Origin of the sequence: Pseudomonas sp. Sample_20, assembly GCF_004307585.1 — a bacterium.
In the GTDB taxonomy this organism is placed as follows: Bacteria; Pseudomonadota; Gammaproteobacteria; order Pseudomonadales; family Pseudomonadaceae; genus Aquipseudomonas; species Aquipseudomonas atacamensis.
In genome coordinates this window covers 1-21,417 of the sequence record NZ_RCOA01000140.1, presented here as the reverse complement: position 1 = coordinate 21,417, position 21,417 = coordinate 1, and the positions used below count along the sequence as shown (strand labels likewise).

At 60.2% G+C, this 21,417-nt stretch carries 20 protein-coding genes and 1 pseudogene; 9 read left to right on the top strand and 12 right to left on the bottom strand.

Annotation, left to right across the window (positions count from 1 at the left end; translation table 11 throughout):
- Positions 1-27 precede the first annotated feature (27 nt).
- From D8U70_RS27190 to recX, 3 genes are all read left to right on the top strand, one after another.
- Positions 28-528, top strand: a complete 501-nt coding sequence (locus D8U70_RS27190) for a CinA family protein (RefSeq protein ID WP_038861108.1) — start codon at positions 28-30, stop codon at positions 526-528.
- Positions 529-611: 83 nt separating this feature from the next.
- Positions 612-1,670, top strand: a complete 1,059-nt coding sequence (gene recA, locus D8U70_RS27185; RefSeq protein WP_024011876.1) for a recombinase RecA — start codon at positions 612-614, stop codon at positions 1,668-1,670.
- Positions 1,671-1,678: 8 nt separating this feature from the next.
- The gene (recX, locus tag D8U70_RS27180; protein WP_024011877.1) at positions 1,679-2,149 is read left to right on the top strand and encodes a recombination regulator RecX; all 471 of its coding nucleotides are present in this window, start codon (positions 1,679-1,681) and stop codon (positions 2,147-2,149) included.
- Positions 2,150-2,208: 59 nt separating this feature from the next.
- On the opposite strand, the pseudogene D8U70_RS27175 reads toward recX, so the two are convergent.
- Positions 2,209-3,323 (bottom strand): annotated as a pseudogene (locus D8U70_RS27175) (TIGR00730 family Rossman fold protein).
- Between the two features lie 341 nt (positions 3,324-3,664).
- On the opposite strand from D8U70_RS27175, the gene D8U70_RS27170 reads away from it, so the two are divergent.
- Positions 3,665-3,862 carry a hypothetical protein gene (locus tag D8U70_RS27170; protein ID WP_016770569.1) on the top strand — a complete coding sequence of 66 codons (198 nt, stop codon included), beginning with the start codon at positions 3,665-3,667 and terminating at the stop codon, positions 3,860-3,862.
- Here the strand turns inward: D8U70_RS27170 and D8U70_RS27165 are convergent, their stop codons facing one another.
- Positions 3,863-4,288, bottom strand: coding sequence for a PA3611 family quorum-sensing-regulated virulence factor (locus tag D8U70_RS27165; RefSeq protein ID WP_007908738.1), 426 nt, complete (start codon positions 4,286-4,288; stop codon positions 3,863-3,865). It abuts the gene before it with no gap.
- Between the two features lie 189 nt (positions 4,289-4,477).
- On the opposite strand from D8U70_RS27165, the gene D8U70_RS27160 reads away from it, so the two are divergent.
- The 3 genes from D8U70_RS27160 (at position 4,478) to D8U70_RS27150 (ending at position 6,535) form a co-directional block, all read left to right on the top strand.
- A complete protein-coding gene (locus tag D8U70_RS27160; RefSeq protein ID WP_130930165.1) occupies positions 4,478-5,224 on the top strand; it encodes a tRNA-uridine aminocarboxypropyltransferase in 747 nt (248 codons plus the stop codon).
- 223 nt (positions 5,225-5,447) lie between these two features.
- Complete coding sequence (erdR, locus tag D8U70_RS27155; RefSeq protein WP_016771412.1) at positions 5,448-6,098, top strand: response regulator transcription factor ErdR; 651 nt, start codon at positions 5,448-5,450, stop codon at positions 6,096-6,098.
- A gap of 74 nt (positions 6,099-6,172) precedes the next feature.
- The gene (locus D8U70_RS27150) at positions 6,173-6,535 is read left to right on the top strand and encodes a diacylglycerol kinase (protein ID WP_016771411.1); all 363 of its coding nucleotides are present in this window, start codon (positions 6,173-6,175) and stop codon (positions 6,533-6,535) included.
- Here the strand turns inward: D8U70_RS27150 and D8U70_RS27145 are convergent.
- Entirely contained in the window at positions 6,532-7,458 is a 927-nt protein-coding gene (locus D8U70_RS27145) for a LysR family transcriptional regulator (protein WP_024011881.1), read from the bottom strand. The genes D8U70_RS27150 and D8U70_RS27145 overlap by 4 nt on opposite strands.
- Before the next feature lie 132 nt (positions 7,459-7,590).
- Between D8U70_RS27145 and fpr the strand changes: the two genes are divergently transcribed.
- Positions 7,591-8,370 (top strand): ferredoxin-NADP reductase, encoded by a 780-nt coding sequence (gene fpr, locus D8U70_RS27140; protein WP_007908723.1) that lies wholly within the window; start codon positions 7,591-7,593, stop codon positions 8,368-8,370.
- Between the two features lie 173 nt (positions 8,371-8,543).
- Here fpr and tsaA read toward each other — a convergent pair whose 3' ends face one another.
- The 6 genes from tsaA to rimO all read right to left on the bottom strand — a co-directional run bounded on the left by tsaA (position 8,544) and on the right by rimO (position 13,919).
- A complete protein-coding gene (gene tsaA / locus D8U70_RS27135; protein WP_130930164.1) occupies positions 8,544-9,242 on the bottom strand; it encodes a tRNA (N6-threonylcarbamoyladenosine(37)-N6)-methyltransferase TrmO in 699 nt (232 codons plus the stop codon).
- A gap of 167 nt (positions 9,243-9,409) precedes the next feature.
- Entirely contained in the window at positions 9,410-10,180 is a 771-nt protein-coding gene (locus D8U70_RS27130; RefSeq protein WP_130930163.1) for an SDR family oxidoreductase, read from the bottom strand.
- Positions 10,181-10,346: 166 nt separating this feature from the next.
- Positions 10,347-10,814 carry a DUF1456 family protein gene (locus D8U70_RS27125; RefSeq protein ID WP_130930162.1) on the bottom strand — a complete coding sequence of 156 codons (468 nt, stop codon included), beginning with the start codon at positions 10,812-10,814 and terminating at the stop codon, positions 10,347-10,349.
- Between the two features lie 70 nt (positions 10,815-10,884).
- Positions 10,885-11,595, bottom strand: a complete 711-nt coding sequence (locus D8U70_RS27120) for an rRNA pseudouridine synthase (protein ID WP_076566200.1) — start codon at positions 11,593-11,595, stop codon at positions 10,885-10,887.
- A 191-nt stretch (positions 11,596-11,786) separates the two neighbouring features.
- On the bottom strand, positions 11,787-12,260 hold the full coding sequence (locus D8U70_RS27110; RefSeq protein WP_110645929.1) for a GNAT family N-acetyltransferase: 474 nt from the start codon (positions 12,258-12,260) through the stop codon (positions 11,787-11,789).
- A gap of 321 nt (positions 12,261-12,581) precedes the next feature.
- Positions 12,582-13,919 (bottom strand): 30S ribosomal protein S12 methylthiotransferase RimO, encoded by a 1,338-nt coding sequence (gene rimO / locus D8U70_RS27105; protein ID WP_024011887.1) that lies wholly within the window; start codon positions 13,917-13,919, stop codon positions 12,582-12,584.
- 288 nt (positions 13,920-14,207) lie between these two features.
- Here rimO and D8U70_RS27100 point away from each other — a divergent pair, with 288 nt between their 5' ends.
- Positions 14,208-16,109 carry a potassium transporter Kup gene (locus tag D8U70_RS27100; protein ID WP_110600076.1) on the top strand — a complete coding sequence of 634 codons (1,902 nt, stop codon included), beginning with the start codon at positions 14,208-14,210 and terminating at the stop codon, positions 16,107-16,109.
- A gap of 198 nt (positions 16,110-16,307) precedes the next feature.
- Here the strand turns inward: D8U70_RS27100 and D8U70_RS27095 are convergent, their stop codons facing one another.
- From D8U70_RS27095 to mprF, 3 genes are all read right to left on the bottom strand, one after another.
- Positions 16,308-16,637 (bottom strand): DUF3077 domain-containing protein, encoded by a 330-nt coding sequence (locus D8U70_RS27095; RefSeq protein ID WP_110645931.1) that lies wholly within the window; start codon positions 16,635-16,637, stop codon positions 16,308-16,310.
- Positions 16,638-17,155: 518 nt separating this feature from the next.
- Positions 17,156-18,451, bottom strand: a complete 1,296-nt coding sequence (locus tag D8U70_RS27090) for an AcvB/VirJ family lysyl-phosphatidylglycerol hydrolase (RefSeq protein WP_130930161.1) — start codon at positions 18,449-18,451, stop codon at positions 17,156-17,158.
- Positions 18,451-21,090: a bifunctional lysylphosphatidylglycerol flippase/synthetase MprF gene (mprF, locus tag D8U70_RS27085; protein WP_130930160.1), complete on the bottom strand. Its 2,640-nt coding sequence runs from the start codon at positions 21,088-21,090 to the stop codon at positions 18,451-18,453. The genes D8U70_RS27090 and mprF overlap by 1 nt, the downstream gene beginning before the upstream one ends.
- Positions 21,091-21,417: the final 327 nt, after the last annotated feature.

Sequence of the window (21,417 nt, the reverse complement as noted above, 5' to 3'; positions counted from 1 at the left end):
GGCATTCCACACGATCCGGAGCTCGCCGTGAAAGAGACCACCCAACTGGCCGCAGAACTGGGCCGACGTCTGCAAGTGCTCAATGCCCATGTCACCACCGCCGAGTCCTGTACCGGTGGCGGTATCGCCGAAGCGATTACGCGGATTCCGGGCAGTTCGGCCTGGTTTGAAGCGGGGTACGTGACGTATTCCAATCGGCAGAAGACCCGGCAGCTGGATGTGCCGGGCGATTTGTTCGAGACGGTAGGGGCGGTCAGTCGCGAAGTGGTCGAGGCCATGGTGCGCGGCGCGCAGCAGCACAGCCTGGCGCATTTTGCCGTGGCGGTCAGCGGTGTCGCCGGCCCCGACGGTGGCACACCGAACAAGCCAGTCGGCACGGTATGGCTGGCCTGGGGTGTTGGCGACGAGGTTTACAGTGAGGTTCAGCACTTCCCCGGCAACCGTGATGAAGTCCGCCGACAAACGGTGAAGGCCGCGCTAGAGGGGCTTGTGCGACTAGCGGCACGAGAAATCGAAAATCAGGGGTAGGCGATCTTCGAACGCTGTGGAATAATACTGGCTACTTATACAGGTGTTGGCCGTCAGGCCTTATTGATTACGTGAGGACTTTAATGGACGACAACAAGAAGAAAGCCTTGGCTGCGGCCCTGGGTCAGATCGAACGTCAATTCGGCAAGGGTGCCGTAATGCGTATGGGCGATCAGGACCGTCAGGCGATCCCGGCCATCTCTACTGGCTCTCTGGGTCTGGATATCGCACTCGGCATCGGCGGTCTGCCAAAAGGCCGTATTGTTGAAATCTACGGTCCTGAATCCTCCGGTAAAACCACGTTGACCTTGTCCGTGATCGCCCAGGCGCAAAAAGCCGGCGCGACCTGCGCATTCGTCGACGCCGAACACGCGCTCGATCCAGAGTACGCCGGCAAGCTGGGCGTCAACGTCGATGATCTGCTGGTTTCCCAGCCGGACACCGGCGAACAGGCCCTGGAAATCACCGACATGCTGGTTCGCTCCAACGCCGTTGACGTGATCATCGTCGACTCCGTGGCGGCACTGGTACCGAAAGCTGAAATCGAAGGTGAAATGGGCGACATGCACGTCGGCCTGCAAGCGCGTCTTATGTCTCAGGCGCTGCGTAAAATCACCGGTAACATCAAGAACGCCAACTGCCTGGTCATCTTCATCAACCAGATCCGTATGAAGATCGGTGTGATGTTCGGTAGCCCGGAAACCACCACCGGTGGTAACGCGCTGAAGTTCTACGCTTCGGTTCGTCTCGACATCCGCCGTACTGGCGCGGTGAAGGAAGGCGACGAAGTGGTCGGCAGCGAAACTCGCGTCAAGGTTGTGAAGAACAAGGTGGCTTCGCCGTTCCGTCAGGCCGAGTTCCAGATTCTTTACGGCAAAGGCATCTACCTCAACGGCGAGATGATCGACCTGGGTGTGCTGCACGGTTTTGTCGAGAAGTCCGGCGCCTGGTACGCCTACGAAGGCACCAAGATCGGTCAGGGCAAGGCCAACTCGGCCAAGTTCCTGGCGGACAACCCGGAAATTGCCGCGAAGCTCGAGAAGCAGCTGCGTGACAAGCTGCTGTCGCCAGCTGTGATCGCGGACTCCAAGGCCTCGGCGGTCAAAGAGACCGAAGACGACCTGGCCGACGCTGACCTCTGATACCAGCGATGACCACCGCCGTACTGGATACCCTCGTCGCGGTGCGGCGAACCGCCATGGACCTGCTCGCACGTCGCGAGCATGGTCGAGTCGAGTTGACGCGTAAGCTGCGTCAGCGCGGCGCCGAGGCGGAGCTGATCGAAACAGCCCTCGACCGTTTGACGGAAGAGGGGCTGCTTTCCGAAGCCCGCTACCTTGAAAGTTTTGTTTCCTACCGCGCCCGTTCCGGCTATGGCCCTCTGCGAATTCGCGAGGAGCTCAGCCAGCGGGGTTTGCAACGTACCGATATCGAAATCGCCCTGCGCGAAAGCGGTATCAACTGGCAGGCGCAGCTTCAGGATACGTGGCAACGCAAGTTCTCCGGGCATTTACCGATTGATGCGAAAGAGCGGGCCAAGCAAGGCCGGTTTCTGGCGTATCGGGGGTTCTCGATGGAGATGATCAACCGCTTGTTCAGCGGTCGAGGGATGGACGATTAGACCGATTCAACAAAAAAGGCCCGCTATTTTTTAAAAAATAGCGGGCCTTTTTTTTGCCTTCAAATCACGTTGACAGGCTCGAGTGAGCGTTGTGCAGTGGGCGGTTTCGAATCGGCCCAGTTTTCCGGCAGGTTGATAAAGTCCACCAACTCCTCAGACGACCATGGGTACGGCCATTGAAGGCAAACGCCAGCCGTGCCAGATGGCTGAACTGTGCATCGTCGTGTTCTTCACCGCTGTAGGCATGTTGATGAAACTCGTCGCTCAGGCACAGGTCGGCGAACTCTTCCTGCATCTGCGTCAGTGCTTGGTCGCTGAGCTTGTGGTTCATGCGAATCACAAACTGCCGCTTGAGCCAGCGACTGGAGTGGAAGTTGCTATAGAACTGATTGATCTCGTCCACCGCGTCTTCAACGCTGTAAACCAGTCGCATCAGCTTCATATCGGTCGGCAGGATGTAGCGGTTTTCTTCCAGCTGATTGCGGATGAAGTCCAGCGCACCTTGCCAGAAGGTACCGCCCGGAACATCCAGCAACACCACCGGCACCAAAGGGCTTTTGCCGGTCTGAATCAGCGTCAGCACTTCCAGCGCTTCATCAAGGGTGCCAAACCCGCCCGGGCACAGCACCAGCGCGTCAGCCTCTTTGACGAAAAACAGCTTGCGGGTAAAGAAAAAGTGGAAAGGCAACAGATTGTCGGTGCCGTCGACGGTGGGGTTGGCATGTTGTTCGAAGGGCAGGGTGATGTTGAAACCCAAACTGTGGTCACGCCCGGCCCCTTCGTGGGCGGCGGCCATGATGCCGCCGCCGGCGCCGGTGATGACCATCATCTCTGCACGCGTCAGCGCTGCGCCGAGTTCGCGGGCCATCGCGTATAGCGGATGTTCCACTGGCGTACGTGCCGAGCCGAACACGGTGACTTTGCGCCGGCCCTTGAATTGTTCGAGCACGCGGAACGCCTGCTCCAGTTCACGCAGGGCTTGCAGGGTGATCTTGGCGTTCCAGCGGTTGTGATCTTCCTGAGCCATGCGCAGCACGGTGAGGATCATGTCGCGGTAGATGGGAATGTTCGGGCTGTCGGTGGAAACACGGTTGAGTTGGGCTTCGACCTGACTGATGAGGTCGCCGCTTTCCTGAAAATGACGGCTCAAGAGGTCGTTCGGTTGATAAGGCATTCAACGTCTCCTTCTGTACAGAGCGGTTAGCCCTGACAACCAGCGTCCGGGTCGCACTGCAAAAACACACAGGGCCGGCAGTTCCATTTCTGCCGTTAACGAATGATCGGGAATACTCTCAATCTAGACCCTCGCACGCATTCGCGCTGACTTGAACAGTGCGCTGTAACGTTTTGTCCGGCAACCGCTTACTGATTTGCGCCAAAGCCTCGCCGCTCGTCTGAACGTATCGCAAAGGGCCATCACTCTGATTTACTCAAATACAGACGTCGCAAGACAACCTTGCGCTTGCGCAAGGCAAAGCAATTCAAGGATTCGTGGGTGGCAAGGAGGCGGGATGCATGGTCAGAGTGGTTCTGGAGATCGATACTCAGCTGTATCGAATGTTGCAGGAGTCGGCCGAGACGCATCAATTGAGTCTCGAAGAAGAGTGCTGCCGACGATTGGCCGGCGGCGAGCGTCGCTCGCGCTATCTGCAGGCGCTAGTGGCGGAATTGCGCGCCGAGGATGAGCAGCGGCGCGCCAAGGCTTCGCGCTGATTACTTCTTCTTCGCTGGCGCGGCTTTCGGGCAATCGGATTCCTGATAGCTGGCCGAACCGATCGCTTTGTTGGTTTTCACTTCGGTGAAGTCGTAACGCATGATCGCGCCCTTGGCCATCAGCTTGCGATACGACGGGTTGTTGCAGACCGACGCGCCCAACTGGAAATACACAGCCTTGGGATCGGCGCGCATCTTGTCGGCGTGGCTCTTTTGCACGCTCAGATGGTTGATCAGCTGTGTGCCTTCGACGGTGTAGCCTTGATCAAGAATGTCTTCATTGATCGCCCGTGGCGTACCGACGCTGCTTTGGGCGGCGACGTTGCGCAGCTCTCGGTTCAGATTCTGCTCACTCAGGGACGCAGCCTGAGCGGTAAAGGACGACGCCAGCAGAATGGCAGCGGTGGGAACGATAAGGCGCAGCATGAAACTCTCCTGATTCGGTGACTGGTGCTTCGACCCGTCACGGGGCGGTGCGTTCAGTGGCGGCGAATTATAGGTGAGCCGGTCTGGACGGTACAGGCTTGTGGCCGTCGCTCTGGTAAACTGCCGGCCTTTATTGCCCTGCCGAGTGTCGTTCGTGTCGAGTTTCCCTGTCTGCCGGTGTTGCCTGCGATGAACCATGCCCCCAACGCCGTGGCCCGCCTGCGCGATCAGCGCGAGGACGAAGGTATCAAGCCGATTCAGGCGCGCGGCTTTCGCTCCGAGCGTTGCCGCGATTGCCGAGTGATCATCAGTCATTGCCTGTGCGCGTGGCGGCCAAGCGTCGACACCCGTTCTGGCGTGTGCCTGATCATGACCGGCAAGGAAGTGTTCAAGCCAAGCAACACCGGTTGGCTGATTGCCGATGTGGTGCGCGACAACCATGCGTTCATCTGGTCACGCACCGAGCCCGACCCGCAGATGCTTGCACTGCTCAACGATCCGCAGTGGCAGCCGTACCTGGTGTTTCCGGGTGAGTATGTCGAACCGTCGCGGGTGACCAACACGGTGACAGTCGATAGCAGCAAGCGCCCGCTGTTCATACTGCTGGATGCGACCTGGACCGAGGCGCGCAAGATCTTTCGCAAGAGTCCGTATTTCGACCGCTTGCCGATCCTCAGCCTGCTGCCCGACAAACTCTCGCGCTATCGCTTGCGCCGTTCGACCCGCAGCGAGCACCTGTGCACCGCTGAAGTTGCGGCGTTGTGCCTGGAGCTGGCCGGTGACAGCGCTGCCGCTTCGGCGCTGGACGCCTATTTCGATGTGTTCAGCCAGCATTACCTCGGTGCCAAGCAGCAACTGGACATGAATGAATCAACCCCCGCTCACGCCGAGCTGCTGCCTTATATACGAAAGCCGCAGCCGGCGTTGGCCCGATAGTGGCCCATACTGTCCACAGCGCTGGCCATCTTGCTTGACCACCCCGGCTGCGCTGGGCATGCTTGGCGCCGATTAGGGTGCGGCCAAGGTTTGAGACGCCGTGTTTGCTGTTGATTGGCGTTGAACGTGCCCCTGCGGATATCGCTTGAAAGCGCTGTCTCGAGTTGCTTTGGCCAGACCGGAATCTACCGCGTCTGCCATCAAAAACAGGATCATTTGAAAAATGGCCACATACGACATCCTGATTGCCGATGATCACCCCCTGTTTCGCAGCGCGCTGCACCAAGCGGTGACGCTGGGCCTCGGCCCGGACGTGCGACTGGTGGAAGTGGCGAGCATCGCCGAACTGGAAGCCCGCCTGACCGAAAAGGCTGACTGGGATCTGGTCCTGCTGGATCTGAACATGCCCGGCGCCTACGGTTTTTCCGGACTGGTGCTGCTGCGCGGGCAGTATCCGCAGATTCCGGTGGTGATGGTCTCGGCCCAGGAAGAAGCTTCGGTGATGGTCAAGTCCCGCGAGTTCGGCGCCAGTGGTTTCATTCCCAAGTCCAGCGATCTGAGCGTAATTCAGGAAGCGGTGCGCAAGGTGCTCGATGGCGACGTGTTCTGGCCGCCGCAAGCGTTCGAAGCGGTGAGCGTGTCGGATGAGGCGAAAGCCGCCAGCGATGGCCTTGCCAGCCTGACGCCGCAACAGTTCCGCGTGCTGACCATGGTCTGCGAAGGTCTGCTGAACAAGCAGATCGCTTATGAGCTGAGCGTGTCGGAAGCGACCATCAAGGCCCACGTCACGGCGATCTTTCGCAAATTGAACGTGCGCACCCGCACGCAAGCGGCTTTACTGCTGCAACAACTTGAGTCAATTCCGAGCCAGTGATGGCTGGCGGTTTCACGCTTTTTTGACTTTCGTTGATCTAGCTTCCCCACACCTTTTTGGCTGGTTTCTTTCTTATGTCACCTTTCAAGGGCCAGACCGGCCTGAAACGCATCCTCAACGCGTCCGGCTATTCGCTCGACGGCCTGCGCGCCGCCTTCACCGGCGAAGCGGCATTCCGCCAACTGGTGCTGCTCAACGTGGTGCTGATTCCGCTGACATTCTTCCTCAATGTCAGCCGGGTCGAGCAGGCGGTGTTGATCGCGGTTTGCTTGCTGGCGCTGATTGTCGAGCTGCTCAATTCGGCGGTGGAAGCGGCCATTGACCGCATCTCGCTGGAATTGCATCCGCTGTCGAAGAACGCCAAGGACATGGGCAGCGCCGCGCAGTTCGTGGCGCTGAGCATGATCGGGCTGGTGTGGGCGGTGATTCTGCTTTAAGCGATGGTCGGCAAGACGATCTCGTCGCTGCGCTGCACCCCGGCGGTGAATGCTCGGCACAGCTCGAGAAACTCGCGCATCGCTGAAGTCTGGTACTTCTGTTTGTGCCAGATGAAATAGAACTGCCGGGCCAGATCCAGATCCGGCGTCTCCACCGGCACCAGACTGCCGCGCCGGAAGGCATCGCGCAGCGCCAACCGCGAAATGCAGCCAATTCCCAAGCCTGATTCCACCGCGCGTTTGATCGCCTCGGTGTGTTCCAGCTCCAGGCGAATGTTCAGCGCGCTGCGATGGTGACGCATGGCCTGGTCGAAGGTCAGCCGCGTGCCGGAACCCTGTTCCCGCAGAATCCATGCCTCATGGGTCAGCTCTTCCATCGTCGCACTGCCGCGCTTGGCCAACGGATGCTGCGGCGCACAAAACACCACCAGCTCATCCTCGACCCAACTCTGCACTTCGATGTCCGGGTGGCTGCAATCGCCTTCGATTAGACCCAGATCAATTTCGTAGTGGGCGACCTGCTGCACGATATTGGCAGTGTTCTGCACGTGCAGCTTGACCTGACTTTCGGGGTGGCGCTGCATGAAGCTGCCGATCAGCAGGGTGGCCAGATAGTTGCCAATGGTCAGGGTCGCCCCCACTGATAAAGAGCCGAAACCGGATTTGCCATTGAGCAGGTCTTCGATTTCCTTGGCCTGGTCGAGCAGGGCCACCGCTTGCGGCAACAGTTGTTTGCCGAGGGCGTTGAGGCTCAGACGTTTGCCGGCGCGGTCGAACAGCTGGCAGCTGGACTGGCGCTCGAGCTCGGTGATCGAAGTGCTGGCCGCCGATTGCGAGAGGTTGAGCAGACCCGCAGCACGGGATACGCTTTCCTGCTGGGCGACGGCGACGAAGACTTGCAGTTGACGGAGAGTAAATCGCATATCGATATAACCGATAACCCTTATCTTAATAATCCAGTTAACAGATATTGTCGTCGCTATTAGAATGCGATGCAATTGCGCACGTTGAGCCTCATTGAGCCGCGCAGACCAATCTCCAGGAGTCAAACGTACATGAGCAACATGAACCACGAGCGTGTCCTCAGTGTTCATCACTGGAACGACACTCTGTTCAGCTTCAAGTGCACCCGCGATCCGGGCCTGCGCTTCGAGAACGGTCAGTTCGTGATGATCGGCCTGCAACAGCCCAACGGCCGCCCGCTTATGCGCGCTTACTCGATCGCCAGCCCGAACTGGGAAGAGCATCTCGAGTTCTTCAGCATCAAAGTGCAGGACGGTCCGCTGACCTCCCAATTGCAGCACTTGAAGGAAGGCGACGAGATCATCATCTCGAAGAAGCCTACCGGCACCCTGGTTCTCGATGACCTGAACCCGGGCAAGCACTTGTACCTGCTGAGCACCGGCACCGGTCTGGCGCCGTTCATGAGCGTCATTCAGGACCCGGAAACCTACGAGCGCTTCGAAAAAGTGATCCTGGTTCACGGTGTGCGTTACGTCAACGAAGTCGCTTACCGCGAATTCATCACCGAGCACCTGCCGCAGAACGAGTTCTTCGGCGAAGCGCTGCGTGACAAGTTGATCTACTACCCGACCGTGACCCGCGAGCCGTTCGAGAATCAGGGCCGCCTGACTGACCTGATGCGCAGCGGCAAGCTGTTCAGCGACATCGGCCTGCCACCGATCAACCCGCAGGACGACCGCGCGATGATCTGCGGCAGCCCGAGCATGCTCGACGAGACCAGCGAAGTGCTCGACAGCTTCGGCCTGAAAATCTCGGCGCGGATGCGCGAGCCGGGTGATTACCTGATCGAGCGTGCGTTCGTCGAAAAATAACCTGCGATACCTGTGGGAGCGAGCCCGCTCGCGAAAGCAGTCTGTCATTAAGATTGATGTTGACTGACACGACGCCTTCGCGAGCAGGCTCGCTCCCACAGTTGGTTTTTGGGTGTGACAGTAAAAGCCCGCGTTGCCTGAGAAGGCAGCGCGGGCTTTTTCGTTTGCGGGTTTTATGCCTTGGCCGGGATGACTTCCAGCACGCGGATCTGTTCGGGCGTCGGGTAATGCCAGCGCACGTCCAGATCCCAGAACTGCGCACCATATTCACGTTCCGGCGCCGGCGTCTGATACGCCGGGCGCGGATCCTGCGCCAGGCACTGCTCGATCAGCTCAACCAACGGCTCATCGAGGCGCTGAGCGTGGGCGTGCGCCTGTTTCAAAGCCGAATCCGCCCACTGCACGTCGATCAGCTGCGGCGCGGCGCTGGCGATGTCATTGGTCGCCCCGGGGATGATGTCGGCATACGGCACATAGGGTTTGATATCCAGCACCGGCGTGCCGTCGAGCAGATCGATCCCGGAGATTAACAGCCGATTACCTTCGACCCTGTCCAGCTTCACCACCGACTGGCCAATGCCGTTCGGCCGGTGCGTGGCGCGGGTGGCAAACACGCCCATCGACTTGTTGCCGCCCAGGCGTGGCGGGCGCACTTTCAGGCGCGGTTTGTCTTCCAGGGCTTGGTGGAACAGAAACAACAGCCAAACATGACTGACCTGCTCCAGCCCCTGCACGGCGTCACCCTGATCGAACGGCGCGACCAGTTCCAGCACGCCACGGGCGGCCGGTGCCAGTTGTGGCTGGCGGGGGATGGCGAACTTCTCCTTGAAGCAGGAGCGCACGAAGCCGATGGGGGAGACGCTGTAAGTCATGGTTTGCATTCGAAGCGGGGCAGGGGGGGCATGATAACCCGTCCCGTCTCAAGTCTGGTGGTGGCAGGGCTGGCCTATTCGCGAGCAAGCTCGCTCCCACATTGGATCTATGGCGTGCACAAGATCCCTGTGGGAGCGAGCTTGCTCGCGAAGGCCGCGCCGCCGATCTACAGACTGAATCCGCCATCAAGAGGAATAATATTCCCGGTCATATAAGCCCCAGCCGTACTCGCCAGGCTGATCGCCAGCGCCGCCATCTCTTCCTCACGCCCCCAGCGCTTCATCGGAATCAGCGCAGTATCCTCAGCCAATGCCTGCTCATCATTACCAATATGCTGGGTCATCTTGCTCGGAAAGCGACCCGGCGCAATCACGTTGACGTTGATGTGCTGGCTCACCAGTTCCCGCGCCAGAATGCGCGATAACTGATGCAGAGCCGCTTTGCTCGGCCCATAGGCATACGCCTGCTCGCCAAACGAAGAAATCCCCGCCACCGAACCGATATTGATGATCCGCGCCGGATTCGCCGCCGAGCCAGCCCTGCGCAGCAACGGCAGAAACTGCTGGATGCAACTGAACACCGACGTCACGTTGAGCTGCATGACCTTTTCCCAGCCCTTGACCGGATAACTCTCCAGCGGCGCGCCCCACGTGGTGCCGGCGTTGTTCACCAGAATGTCCAGATGAGTGATCTGCTCACCCAGACGCGCGGCCAGTTCCCGCACGCCTTCTTCGGTCGCCAGATTCGCCGCCACGCCGTGGCAAGTGCCCAGCGCGCCAAGTTCTTCGGCGGTTTGCTGGCAGGCTTCGACGTCGCGCGAGCACACGTAGACATGGGCGCCGGCCTCGACGAACGCCTTGGCGATCATCTTGCCAATACCACGAGTACCGCCAGTCACCAGAGCGGTGCGGCCTTGCAGGGAAAAGTAGGGATACATGGCGAATCCTGAAGATTAGGGATCAGTACACCCTAGTCGTCAGCCGCGAAAAGCGGAGCCATTATTTTTGCAGGGAATGAGGGGCCATGCGGCCAGCTTCGAGTTGCAAGCCACAAGCGGCAAGTTAAAGCAGGGGCTAACTTGCAGCTTGCAGCTTGTAGCTGCTTTACGCTCTCACGCGCAGCGTGAGCCCTTTGAGAAAGTTACGCAGCAGCTGGTCGCCACACGGCCGATAGTTGGTGTGGCCGACCTTGCGGAACAGCGCGCTCAGTTCGGGTTTGGATACCGGAAACTCGGCAGCCTTGAGGATAGCGTGCATGTCGTCTTCTTTCAGTTCGAAGGCCACGCGCAGTTTTTTCAGGATGATGTTGTTGGTCACCGGCACTTCGATCGGTTGCGGCGGACGGCTTTCGTCCTTGCCGCGCTTGAAGATCACCAGGCCGTCGAGGAAGTGCGCGATGACTTCGTCCGGGCAGCGCACGAAGCCTTCTTCGTCTTCTTCTTTCTTGTCGAGCCAGGTGATGACATCGGCGAGCGTGAAGTCCATGCCGCCCAGTTTGATGATTTCGACAACTTTCTTGTCGCTGATGTCGAGCATGTAGCGCACGCTGCGCAGTACGTCGTTATGAACCATGTCGGTATTCCTGATGCGTTGTGGGCAGCGCTCGTAGGCGCTGCCGAAATGTATGGCGGCAGTGGAAGTGCTAGAACTTCTCTTTGCCGGACAGGTAGCGCCACTGGCCGAGCGGGACTTTGCCGATCGACACGCCGCCGATGCGGATGCGGCGGATGCCGATGACCTTCAGGCCGACCGCTTCGCAGAACTGCGCGATGATTCCCGGCTGCGGGTTTTTCATGGCGAAGCGCAGACGGTTTTCGTTCTGCCAGCTGGCCTTGACCGGCGGCAGCTCCTTGCCCTTGTGCGTCAGGCCGTGTTGCAGGCGGTTGAGGCCGTGGGCAGCCATCTCACCTTCGACTTCGACGATGTATTCCTGCTCGATCTTCGCCGCGTCGGCGGTGAGCTTGCGCAGGATTTTCCAGTCCTGGGTGAACACCAGCAGGCCGCTGGCCTTGGGCTGCAGGTCGGCGCTGGCGGTCAGGCGCAGGAAATGCCCGCGCAACGGACGCTTGCCGTAGCGATGCTCTTCGCTGAGGGTTTCCGCGCTGAGCGTTTGCATGGCGCTGTCGACATCCATGCCGGCGGGCGCGTTAAGCAGGATGGTCACCGGCTCCGGCGCGGTGGCCTTGGCGTCCTTGTCGAGCTCGACCTTTTGCTCGCCGACCTTGAATTGCGGCTCATCGATGACTTCGCCGTCCACGGTGACCCAGCCGCCCTCGATGAACAGCTCGGCCTCCCGGCGGGAGCAACCGACCAGTTCGATGAGGCGTTTGGAGAGGCGAATCGGGTCAGTCATGACGGGGCCGTAACAAAAAAGGGGTGGGCATTGTACCTGTGTGGAAGCGGTTAAGCCCGGTTCCATTTGCAGGCGCTGTATTCAATGTGGGAGCGAGCCTGCTCGCGAAGGCGTCCTGCCAGTCAATGTTTGCAGTGACTGGTACACCGCATTCTCGAGCAGGCTCGCTCCCACATGGGTTTCATAGTGTGTCAGCCGTTGCCCGAGCGCTGTTGGGACTGCCGCAAGCGCATATGCAGCAGCGGATACGGCTGGCCCATGCCATCGACCTCGGAGCGGCCGATCACTTCAAATCCCTGCTTTTCATAAAAACCCAAGGCTTGCGGGTTCTGCTCGTTGACGTCGAGTTCATCGGCGTTGAGCCGTTCGATCGCATAGCGCAGCAATTGCTTGCCCAGTCCCTGACCACGATGATCGGGATCGATGAACAGCATTTCAATCTTGCCCGCCGCCACACCGGCAAACCCGGTGATGCGCTGCTGGCGGTCCTTGGTGCAGATCAACATCACCGCATCCAGATAGCGGGTGAGCACCAGATTGCGCAGCAGCTCGATGTAGCTGTCCGGCAGGAACTGGTGAGTCGCACGGACCGAGGCCTCCCAGACCCGGGTCAGTTCTTCGTAATCGCTGATTTTCGGTGTGTGGATAACCGAATGCTGACGCATGTGCGTGTGCCTCTTGTGCGGTTCAAGGGAGTCCGTCCCCCGCTAAACGATAGCCGCAAAAAAGCCCCGTATCTCGGAAAAGAGCGGGGCTTTTTGGATTTGTTGCGGTGTCTGGCTGGCTATTTCTGTCGCCAGCAAGATCTCTCCCCCTCACCCCAACCCTCTCCCCCAGAGGGGGCGAGGGGGAAGGGAGCTGAACTTCGTGCTTTTCAAACCTGAGTTCGACCGGATAGCTCAGGTCGATGTACCTAGAAAGAACAACACGGTCAGCCCCCTCTCCCTCTGGGAGAGGGCTGGGGTGAGGGGCTTTTGATCTTCAGATCAGATCTGCTCAGCCCACAGATCATATTCGTCAGCGTCAGTCACCTTGCACCAGACCTTGTCGCCCGGCTTCAGGTTGCTGCCATTGTCGATAAACACGTTGCCATCGATTTCCGGGGCGTCGAAGAAGCAACGGCCAACCGCGCCTTGTTCGTCAACCTCGTCCACCAGCACTTCAATCTCACGACCGATGCGCATTTGCAGGCGTGCCGAGCTGATCGCCTGCTGGTGCGCCATGAAGCGCTCCCAGCGATCCTGCTTGACGTCGTCCGGCACCACTTCCAGATCCAGATCATTCGCTGGCGCGCCGTCAACCGGCGAGTACTGGAAGCAGCCGACGCGGTCGAGCTGGGCTTCGGTCAGCCAGTTGAGCAAGTACTGGAAGTCTTCTTCGGTTTCGCCCGGGAAGCCGACGATGAAGGTCGAACGGATGATCAGGTCCGGGCAGATTTCGCGCCAGTTCTTGATGCGCGCCAGGGTCTTGTCTTCGAACGCCGGGCGTTTCATCGACTTCAGGACTTTCGGGCTGGCGTGCTGGAACGGGATGTCCAGGTACGGCAGGATCTTGCCGGCGGCCATCAGCGGGATCAGCTCGTCGACGTGCGGGTACGGGTAAACGTAGTGCAGGCGGACCCAGACGCCCAGCGTGCTCAGCGCTTCGCACAGTTCGGTCATGCGGGTTTTCACCGGCGCGCCGTTCCAGAAACCGGTGCGGTATTTCACGTCGACGCCGTAGGCGCTGGTGTCTTGCGAGATCACCAGCAATTCTTTGACGCCGGATTTGACCAGGCGCTGCGCCTCGTCGAGCACATCACCAACCGGACGGCTGACCAGTTTGCCGCGCATCGACGGAATGATGCAGAACGAGCAGCTGTGGTTGCAGCCTTCGGAAATCTTCAGGTACGCGTAGTGGCGCGGGGTCAGCTTGATACCTTGTGGCGGCACCAGGTCGATCAGCGGGTTGTGATCCTGACGCGGCGGCACCACTTCGTGCACGGCGTTGACCACTTGCTCGTACTGCTGCGGACCGGTCACGGCCAGCACGCTCGGGTGTACGTCGCGGATATTGCCTTCTTCCACGCCCATGCAACCGGTGACGATGACCTTGCCGTTTTCCTTGATCGCTTCGCCGATCACTTCCAGCGACTCGGCCTTGGCCGAATCGATGAAGCCGCAGGTGTTGACCACCACGACGTCGGCGTCCTGATAGGTGGACACCACGTCATAGCCTTCCATGCGCAGCTGGGTCAGGATGCGCTCGGAGTCGACCAGTGCTTTCGGGCAACCCAGAGATACAAAGCCAACCTTTGGATTGGCCGGCGCAGGAGTGGTGGACATGTCTAACCTCGGTGTTTTGTGACGTCGCTTGCATCATGCGCAAACCGACGGATGGGCGCTTAGGCGCGCCTCTGATCAAAAAGTGCGCAATTCTAGCGGCGGGCAACGCACTTGACCAGCTTTATACGGGGAAATACGACGAGTGCTGCGCTATGCTTCGCGCCGTTGAGCTTTACCGATTTCGTGCAGTCAATCATTGGTCTGTAACAACAGGTAAAACAGCGCATGCTGCAACTCAAAGCATAGTGCTTCCTTCAAAGAAGCCGGTATCGAGATCAGGAGTGTTGGATGGGTCAGGCAAGTAGTCATGCGGCGGGCGCCGAGGGTTCGGCAAGCAGACCGCTGAGCATGCTGGTCGCGGCAGTCGGGGTAGTTTATGGCGACATCGGCACAAGCCCGTTGTACACCCTCAAGGAAGTGTTTTCCGGCGGTTATGGTGTGCCGGTCAATCACGACGGCGTGCTGGGCATTCTGTCGTTGATCTTCTGGTCGCTGATCTGGGTGGTCTCGATCAAGTACATGATGTTCGTCCTGCGCGCCGACAACCAGGGCGAGGGCGGCATCATGGCCCTGACGGCACTGGCACGGCGGGCAGCGGCGGGGCGCAAGCGCCTGCGCACGCTGTTGGTGGTGTGCGGGCTGATTGGTGCGGCGCTGTTCTACGGCGACAGCATGATCACCCCGGCCATTTCGGTGCTGTCGGCGATCGAAGGCCTCGGCCTGGCGTTTGAAGGCATCGATCACTGGGTGGTGCCGCTGTCGCTGGTCGTGCTGGTCGCGCTGTTTCTGATCCAGCGCCACGGTACTGCGCGGATCGGTATTCTGTTCGGGCCGATCATGGTCACCTGGTTCCTCGTCCTCGGCGCCCTCGGTGTGTACGGCATCAGCCACACGCCGGAAGTGCTGCACGCGCTGAACCCGATGTGGGCGGTGAATTTTTTCGTCGTGCACCCGGGCATGGGCGTAGCGATCCTCGGCGCGGTAGTGCTGGCGCTGACCGGCGCGGAAGCGCTGTACGCCGACATGGGCCACTTCGGCCGCAAGCCGATCGCCCGCGCCTGGTTCCTGCTGGTGCTGCCGGCGCTGGTGCTCAACTACTTCGGCCAGGGCGCATTGCTGCTGGACAACCCGGACGCGGCGCGTAACCCGTTTTATCTGCTGGCGCCGAGCTGGGCGCTGATTCCGCTGGTCGGCCTTTCGACCCTGGCCACGGTGATCGCTTCGCAAGCGGTGATTTCCGGTGCGTTCTCCCTGACCCGTCAGGCGATCCAGCTCGGTTACATACCGCGCATGTACATCCAGCACACCTCCAGCGATGAGCAAGGCCAGATCTACATCGGCGCGGTGAACTGGGCGCTGATGGTCGGCGTGGTCCTGCTGGTGCTGGGCTTCGAATCCTCCGGTGCACTGGCCTCCGCCTACGGCGTGGCAGTGACTGGCACGATGCTGATGACTACCATTCTGGTGTCCGCCGTGATGCTGCTGCTGTGGAAATGGCCACCGATCCTCGCGGTGCCGGTGTTGCTTGGCTTCCTGCTGGTGGATGGCCTGTACTTCGCTGCCAACGTGCCGAAGATCGTTCAGGGCGGCGCGTTCCCGGTGATCGCCGGTATCGCCCTGTTCGTGCTGATGACCACCTGGAAGCGCGGCAAACAACTGCTGGTCGAACGCCTCGACGAAGGCGCGCTGCCGCTGCCGATCTTCATCAGCAGCATCCGCGTGCAACCGCCGCATCGCGTACAGGGCACCGCCGTGTTCCTCACCGCCCGCTCCGACGCCGTGCCCCATGCCTTGTTGCACAACCTGCTGCATAACCAGGTGTTGCATGAGCAAGTGGTGTTGTTGACGGTGGTCTACGAAGACATCCCCCGTGTGCCGCCATCGCGGCGCTTCGAGGTCGAAGCGCACGGTGAGGGTTTCTTCCGGGTGATCCTGCACTTCGGCTTCACCGACGAGCCCGACGTGCCGCAAGCGCTGAAGCTGTGTCATCTGGATGATCTGGACTTCAGCCCGATGCGCACGACCTACTTCCTCAGTCGCGAGACGGTAATTGCCTCGAAACTCGAGGGGATGGCGCGTTGGCGTGAGGCGCTGTTTGCGTTCATGTTGAAGAATGCCAATGGCAATTTGCGGTTCTTTAATCTGCCGCTGAACCGAGTGATTGAGTTGGGGACGCAGGTGGAGATGTAAGCCTGGCCTCAACTGAAAAGCCCCTGTCAGCCTTGTGGTTGGCGGGGGCTTTTTTGTGCCTGTGCCCAATCCCTCAAACCACCGCCGATTCCCTGTGGGAGCGAGCCTGCTCGCGAAGGCGTAGTGTCAGTCGAAGCATGTGGTGGCTGAACCACCGCATTCGCGAGCAGGCTCGCTCCCACAGGGTATTGGGTTGAATCAAGAGGTGCGTTCAGACAGATCAGCTTCAGATTCAGTCTTCGTCCGCGCGGGTCGTGGGATCAGCGCTTGGATCACGTCATCAACCAAGGCTTTGCCCATCACCGTCAGGTAATGCGCAGCCCAGGCATGGCGGTCGGTGTCTCTGTTGAAAGCAGCGTCTTCTGCGAAGGATTTGGCGAGGGACAGCAGGTCGGAGGATTGGGACAAGGCATTGATGATCGGGACGCCGGAGCGGACGTTGAAGAACGCTTGATCCGAGTTGTAGAGGAAAGGGGTGAAGCCGATGGTTTTAACGTTTGCGAGTCCGTGCAGATCAGTTTCGGTCATCGTGTTACTCCTTGGTTCGAAGTGCCGAGACTTTCGTTACCACGCGAAAGGGAGGCAGCTGTACGCAGGGTGGTAAACCGGGAACCAAGGAAACCGGCACGCCAGAAGGCGTCCCACGCACAGCCGCCATAACTCGATGAGCGCGCTGTTGCGATGGTTTCTCCGGGTTACCACACCCGATCGCTGAATGGGTCAGCGACCTCCGGAGAGTATCCCGTCGAAAAACAGCGCAATAGAGCGGCACAGCGCCCCAACAAGAGTTTCGGAGTTTGCCTACAAGGTCTGTGGGCGTCATCTGATATTGCGAGACTGGAAGTAAACGAAAGTAAACACTTGGCACTTTTTTCTCTGTGGGAGCGAGCCTGCTCGCGAAGACGCAGTGTCAGTCGACGAATCTGTAAACTGACCCACCGCTTTCGCGAGCAGGCTCGCTCCCACAGGGATTTTGGTGGCTGTTGGGATGTAAAAAGCCCCCGCAACTGCGAAGTTGCGGGGGCTTTTTGTGGATGCGCTTCAGATCACTCTTCGGCGACCGAGTCCTTGCTCTGGCGCTTCTGAATCAGCTCCACCAAGCGCTTGGCCAGCGCTGGATAATTTTCATCAAAGTGATGCCCGCCGGGCAGTTTCACCGCTTCGCCGACAGCAGTCTTGTCGGTGCAGCCACTTTCATCGGTCTCTTCTTCGCCATAGATGCACACAACCTTGGCCGCTGGCAGCTTGGCCATTTCCGGGCCGGTCGCGGCTTCTTTGCCGGCGTTGCCCAGCCAGCCTTCGACTTCGATTTCGAAGCTGCCGGTGCGGGCGAAGGCGAGCAGGATGATCGCGTCGACGCGTTGCTGTTCGTTCTCTGGCAGGCGGTTGTAGATCGCCGGCAGGACGTCAGCGCCGAACGAATAACCGGTGAGGATGAAGCGTTTGGTGCCCCATTTCTGCCGGTAGTGCTGCATCAGTTCGGTGAGGTCGAGCGCGCTTTGCTCCGGGCTTTTGTGCTGCCAGTAGTAGCGCAAGGTATCGATGCCGACCACCGGGAAACCGATCTTGGCCATTTCCCCGGCCACGTCGCGGTCGAGGTCGCGCCAGCCGCCGTCGCCGGAGAGGAACAGGGTCACGGTGTCGTTGGCCTGGCCGGCCGGCACTTCCACGACCGGGATCGCCAGGCCGCCGTTGGCCTTGTCGCCGCCGACGAGGATTTTGCGCAGTTCGTTGTTCAGCACTTGCGACAGGTTGATGTCGTAGTCGCTGATGCTGGTTTCGGCGTTCGGCTGATCGCGCACGAAGCCTGCGCTGGCATCGTCCGGGTTGTCGTTCCACGCCACCAGCCAGTGGCCGTGGGCGGCGGATTTCGGCAGCAGGTGGGTGCAGCCGGGTTTTTCCAGGGCCAGATCGACGGAGACGGCCTGGGCCTTGTCGTCTTTCTGTTCCGCCAGCCAGCGCCAGGCCAGCACAGCGCCTGGGCCGATGCCGCTGACCAGAGTGGCCGGGCCGTTCAATTCGCGCAGGCCCGATTGCAGGGCGCGGCTTTGCAGCAGGCAGTCCTTGGGCAGAATCACCTGAACGATCTGCGCCGAGGCGCTGCGGCTGAGGGTGGTCAGTTGTTTCTCGGAGAGCTTCTGTTCGTCGGTGACGGCGACCAGCACCTGAGCCTTCGGCTTGTTGCCGGGGATCACGCGGGTCATGGCCGTGCCATCGGCGGGTTTCAGTTGTTCGACGGTCGGTTCCGGTGCCGGACGTTTGAGGTACCAGTAACCGCCGCCGGCAATCACCGCCAGCACCAGCAGGGCGGCCAGGATGTACTTCAGGGAGCGTTGAATCATCAGCGTTTCACCAATCCAGTCAAGCCGCCCGCGATCAGGGCAGCAGTGTCGGCCAGTGCCACGAGCGGATCGAGTCCGGCGGGCACGGCCATATAACGGGGTTCCCAGTCAGGCTGGAACTTGTCTTTGAAACGGCGCAAACCTTGGAAGTTGTACAGCTGCTCACCACGGCGGAAAACCATCGAGCCCAGGCGCTGGGTCAGCGGTGCGCCGCGCCGGGGTTGCAGCCCCGACAACGGCACCATGCCCAGGCTGAAGCGCGCGTATCCGTGACTCTTATAGTGTTGAATCAGGCCGACCATCATGAATTCCATGGTCAGCTTGGGCGCTTCCGGGTGCGCGCGCATCAGGTCGAGACTGGCCAGATCGTGGCTGTAGGTCTCGAGCAGATTGGCGAACGCTACCGGGCGGCCTTCGAAGCGAATCACCGCAATGCGGAAATGCTTCAGGTAATCGTCGCTGAAACGGCCGAGGGAGAAGCCTTTCTCGCGCACGTTTTTGCCGGTCAGCCAGGCATCGGAAATCACCTTCAGCTCGTCCATCGGCGCCTGGCCCGGCTCATGGATTTCCAGCGACAGTCCATCGCGGGTGCCACGGTTCCAGGTGTAGCGCAGGTCCTTCATCTCCTTGCCCTTGGCTTCCAGATCGAAGCGCAGCAGATCGACCCGGGCTTCTTCGCCGAGCTTGATCGCTGTCAGGCCGATGTCCATGTAGTACGGCAGATTCTCTGCGCGTACCTGATAGAAAACCGGGCGAGTGTGGTGGATGTCGCAGAGGTCGCGAAATTGCCAGATCATTTCCGCACGTTGCTGGCTCGGCCCGATCGGGTCGTACAGCGCCACCAGACTGCGGCCACGACGGGCGTACATCAGGAACGCCTCATCGTTGGGATGAAACAGCAACGCCTTGTCACCGGTCAGCGCGAGGCCGCCGTCGGGTTGTGACGAGGCCATGAGGATTTTTGCCGCGCGATCCAGTTCGTCCGGCGTCGGCAAATGAATCACCGGGCGCGCGGTGCGCAGCAGCCAGGTCAGCGAGATTATTACCAGCAACACCGCCGCACCGAGCAGCGAGCGCAGACCGCGCGGCGCGTCAGCGTCGAGGGTGAACTGCCACCACAGCTGGTGGCTGTAGGGTACGTCCTGATAGGCAAACAGCAGCAACCAGGCCGAAGCGCCCAGCACGCAGAGACTGGCGACCAGATACAGCGGCGAAAACGGCAGTTCGGTCAAACGGCTCGGGCGATAGAAGGAGCGGCGGAACACGCCGAGCAGCGCGGCCGTCAACGTCATCAGCGTGGCCTCTTCCCAGTCGAAGCCTTTGAGCAGCGAGAGCAGGGCGCCGACCAGCAGCAGAATGGTGGTCAGCATCCACGCCGCCGACAGGCGTCGGCGCAGACCTTGGGCGAGCAACAGACACAAAACGCCAATCAGGCTGGCGCCAAAGTGCGAGGCATCGACCAGACGATGCGGGATCAGAAAACCGATGTGCTCCAGGCGCGTGTCGATCTCCGGGGTCGCGCCGGAAAACAGCAGCACCACGCCAGACAGAAACACCAGCACCGCCAGAACCGGCGCAGCCAGACCGGACGCGGCGCGCATGGTCTGGGATTGAAACAGGCGCTGGCCTTCGTTGATCAGCAGCAGTACGCAAGCGACCAGCAGCGGCAGCACCACGTAGATCAGGCGATACAGCAGCAGTGCGGCTGCCAGCGGCGCGGCGCCGAGCTTGTCGGCAAACGCGGCGAGCAGAATCGCCTCGAACACGCCAACACCGCCCGGTACATGACTGAGTACACCGGCGGCCAGCGCCAGCAGATACACAAGCAGGAACGGCGCAAACGGCGGCGCTTCCGGCAGCAACAAGTAGAGAACGGTGGCGGCAGCCGCGACATCGAGGGCGGTGATCACCAGTTGCAGAAAGGTCAGACGCCGACCCGGCAGACGCAGGGTGCGTCGCCCGGCACGAACCAGAAGATTGTCGGGGTAAGGTTGTTCCGGCAGACGACGGCGATAGATGCCGATCGCCAGCACTGCACCGAGAATCAATACGGCAGCGGCGACGGAGCCGAGCAAGACTTCGGACAGTCCCAGCGCTTGCGAGGCGGCGGGCAGGTTGCTCAGCGTGGCCAGCGCTGCCAGTGGCGGCAATGCGCAGCCCAGCGAGAGGCTGGCAAATAGCGTCATGTGCGCAACTTCCGACGCACCGACGCCCAGTCGCGCATATAAACGATAACGAACCGAGCCGCCGGACAGCAGCGACAGACCAATGGCATTGCCAATCGCAAAAGCGGTGAAGCCGCCGAGGGCAAGCGTGCGCGGCGGCAGTTTCACACCGGCGTAGCGGCTGGCCGACCATTCATAGCCGAGCAGAATGATGAAACCGACCACGGTCGCACCGATGGCGCCGAGCAGGGCCGGTTTCGGCACGTCGAGAATCGAGTCATGCAGCGCGTCGAGATCGAGCTCGGCGAGCAGATGGCGGCAGGCAATCAGGGCAATGGCAAACAGCAGCAACGTGACGGCCAGACCGATCGGCTGACGGTATTTGCTTAATCGATCCAGCCAGCGCAAACGCTCGGGTTTGATCGGTTGTTCTGCTGTAACGGTGTCTTGTGGATCAGACGAGTTGGCGCGCATCAATCACCTCTTGGATTGTGCGCGACAGGATGGAGGTATCCAGCCAAGTTACCAATCCCTGTAGAAAAAAATAATCACAAAATACTACGCCTCTCGTCGGGCATCGGCGAGGGCAGTTCCTGGATTGCAGAAACCCTGTCTGCGACTCAAGCATAGTCGCAAGTCAGTGGTTCTGATGATCCCCAGCGGTTCACTGCACAGTGACAGATCATTGTTGCGAAAGGACTTTTTCAACAGATACAAAAAAGGCCACTCTTTCGAGTAGCCTTTTTTGATGTTTGGTTGCGGGAGCCGGATTTGAACCGACGACCTTCGGGTTATGAGCCC

What these genes read in the sequence shown, in the direction of transcription:
- D8U70_RS27120 (WP_076566200.1), bottom strand. Translation starts at nt 11,595, where the DNA reads ATGACTGACCCGATTCGCCTCTCCAAACGCCTCATCGAACTGGTCGGT.
- D8U70_RS27145 (WP_024011881.1), bottom strand. Translation starts at nt 7,458, where the DNA reads ATGCGATTTACTCTCCGTCAACTGCAAGTCTTCGTCGCCGTCGCCCAG.
- D8U70_RS27165 (WP_007908738.1), bottom strand. Translation starts at nt 4,288, where the DNA reads ATGCTGCGCCTTATCGTTCCCACCGCTGCCATTCTGCTGGCGTCGTCC.
- erdR (WP_016771412.1), top strand. Translation starts at nt 5,448, where the DNA reads ATGGCCACATACGACATCCTGATTGCCGATGATCACCCCCTGTTTCGC.
- tsaA (WP_130930164.1), bottom strand. Translation starts at nt 9,242, where the DNA reads ATGACTTACAGCGTCTCCCCCATCGGCTTCGTGCGCTCCTGCTTCAAG.
- D8U70_RS27090 (WP_130930161.1), bottom strand. Translation starts at nt 18,451, where the DNA reads ATGATTCAACGCTCCCTGAAGTACATCCTGGCCGCCCTGCTGGTGCTG.
- mprF (WP_130930160.1), bottom strand. Translation starts at nt 21,090, where the DNA reads ATGCGCGCCAACTCGTCTGATCCACAAGACACCGTTACAGCAGAACAA.
- D8U70_RS27150 (WP_016771411.1), top strand. Translation starts at nt 6,173, where the DNA reads ATGTCACCTTTCAAGGGCCAGACCGGCCTGAAACGCATCCTCAACGCG.
- D8U70_RS27130 (WP_130930163.1), bottom strand. Translation starts at nt 10,180, where the DNA reads ATGTATCCCTACTTTTCCCTGCAAGGCCGCACCGCTCTGGTGACTGGC.
- D8U70_RS27095 (WP_110645931.1), bottom strand. Translation starts at nt 16,637, where the DNA reads ATGACCGAAACTGATCTGCACGGACTCGCAAACGTTAAAACCATCGGC.
- rimO (WP_024011887.1), bottom strand. Translation starts at nt 13,919, where the DNA reads ATGTCCACCACTCCTGCGCCGGCCAATCCAAAGGTTGGCTTTGTATCT.
- D8U70_RS27125 (WP_130930162.1), bottom strand. Translation starts at nt 10,814, where the DNA reads ATGGTTCATAACGACGTACTGCGCAGCGTGCGCTACATGCTCGACATC.
- D8U70_RS27160 (WP_130930165.1), top strand. Translation starts at nt 4,478, where the DNA reads ATGAACCATGCCCCCAACGCCGTGGCCCGCCTGCGCGATCAGCGCGAG.
- D8U70_RS27100 (WP_110600076.1), top strand. Translation starts at nt 14,208, where the DNA reads ATGGGTCAGGCAAGTAGTCATGCGGCGGGCGCCGAGGGTTCGGCAAGC.
- D8U70_RS27110 (WP_110645929.1), bottom strand. Translation starts at nt 12,260, where the DNA reads ATGCGTCAGCATTCGGTTATCCACACACCGAAAATCAGCGATTACGAA.
- D8U70_RS27170 (WP_016770569.1), top strand. Translation starts at nt 3,665, where the DNA reads ATGGTCAGAGTGGTTCTGGAGATCGATACTCAGCTGTATCGAATGTTG.
- fpr (WP_007908723.1), top strand. Translation starts at nt 7,591, where the DNA reads ATGAGCAACATGAACCACGAGCGTGTCCTCAGTGTTCATCACTGGAAC.
- recA (WP_024011876.1), top strand. Translation starts at nt 612, where the DNA reads ATGGACGACAACAAGAAGAAAGCCTTGGCTGCGGCCCTGGGTCAGATC.
- recX (WP_024011877.1), top strand. Translation starts at nt 1,679, where the DNA reads ATGACCACCGCCGTACTGGATACCCTCGTCGCGGTGCGGCGAACCGCC.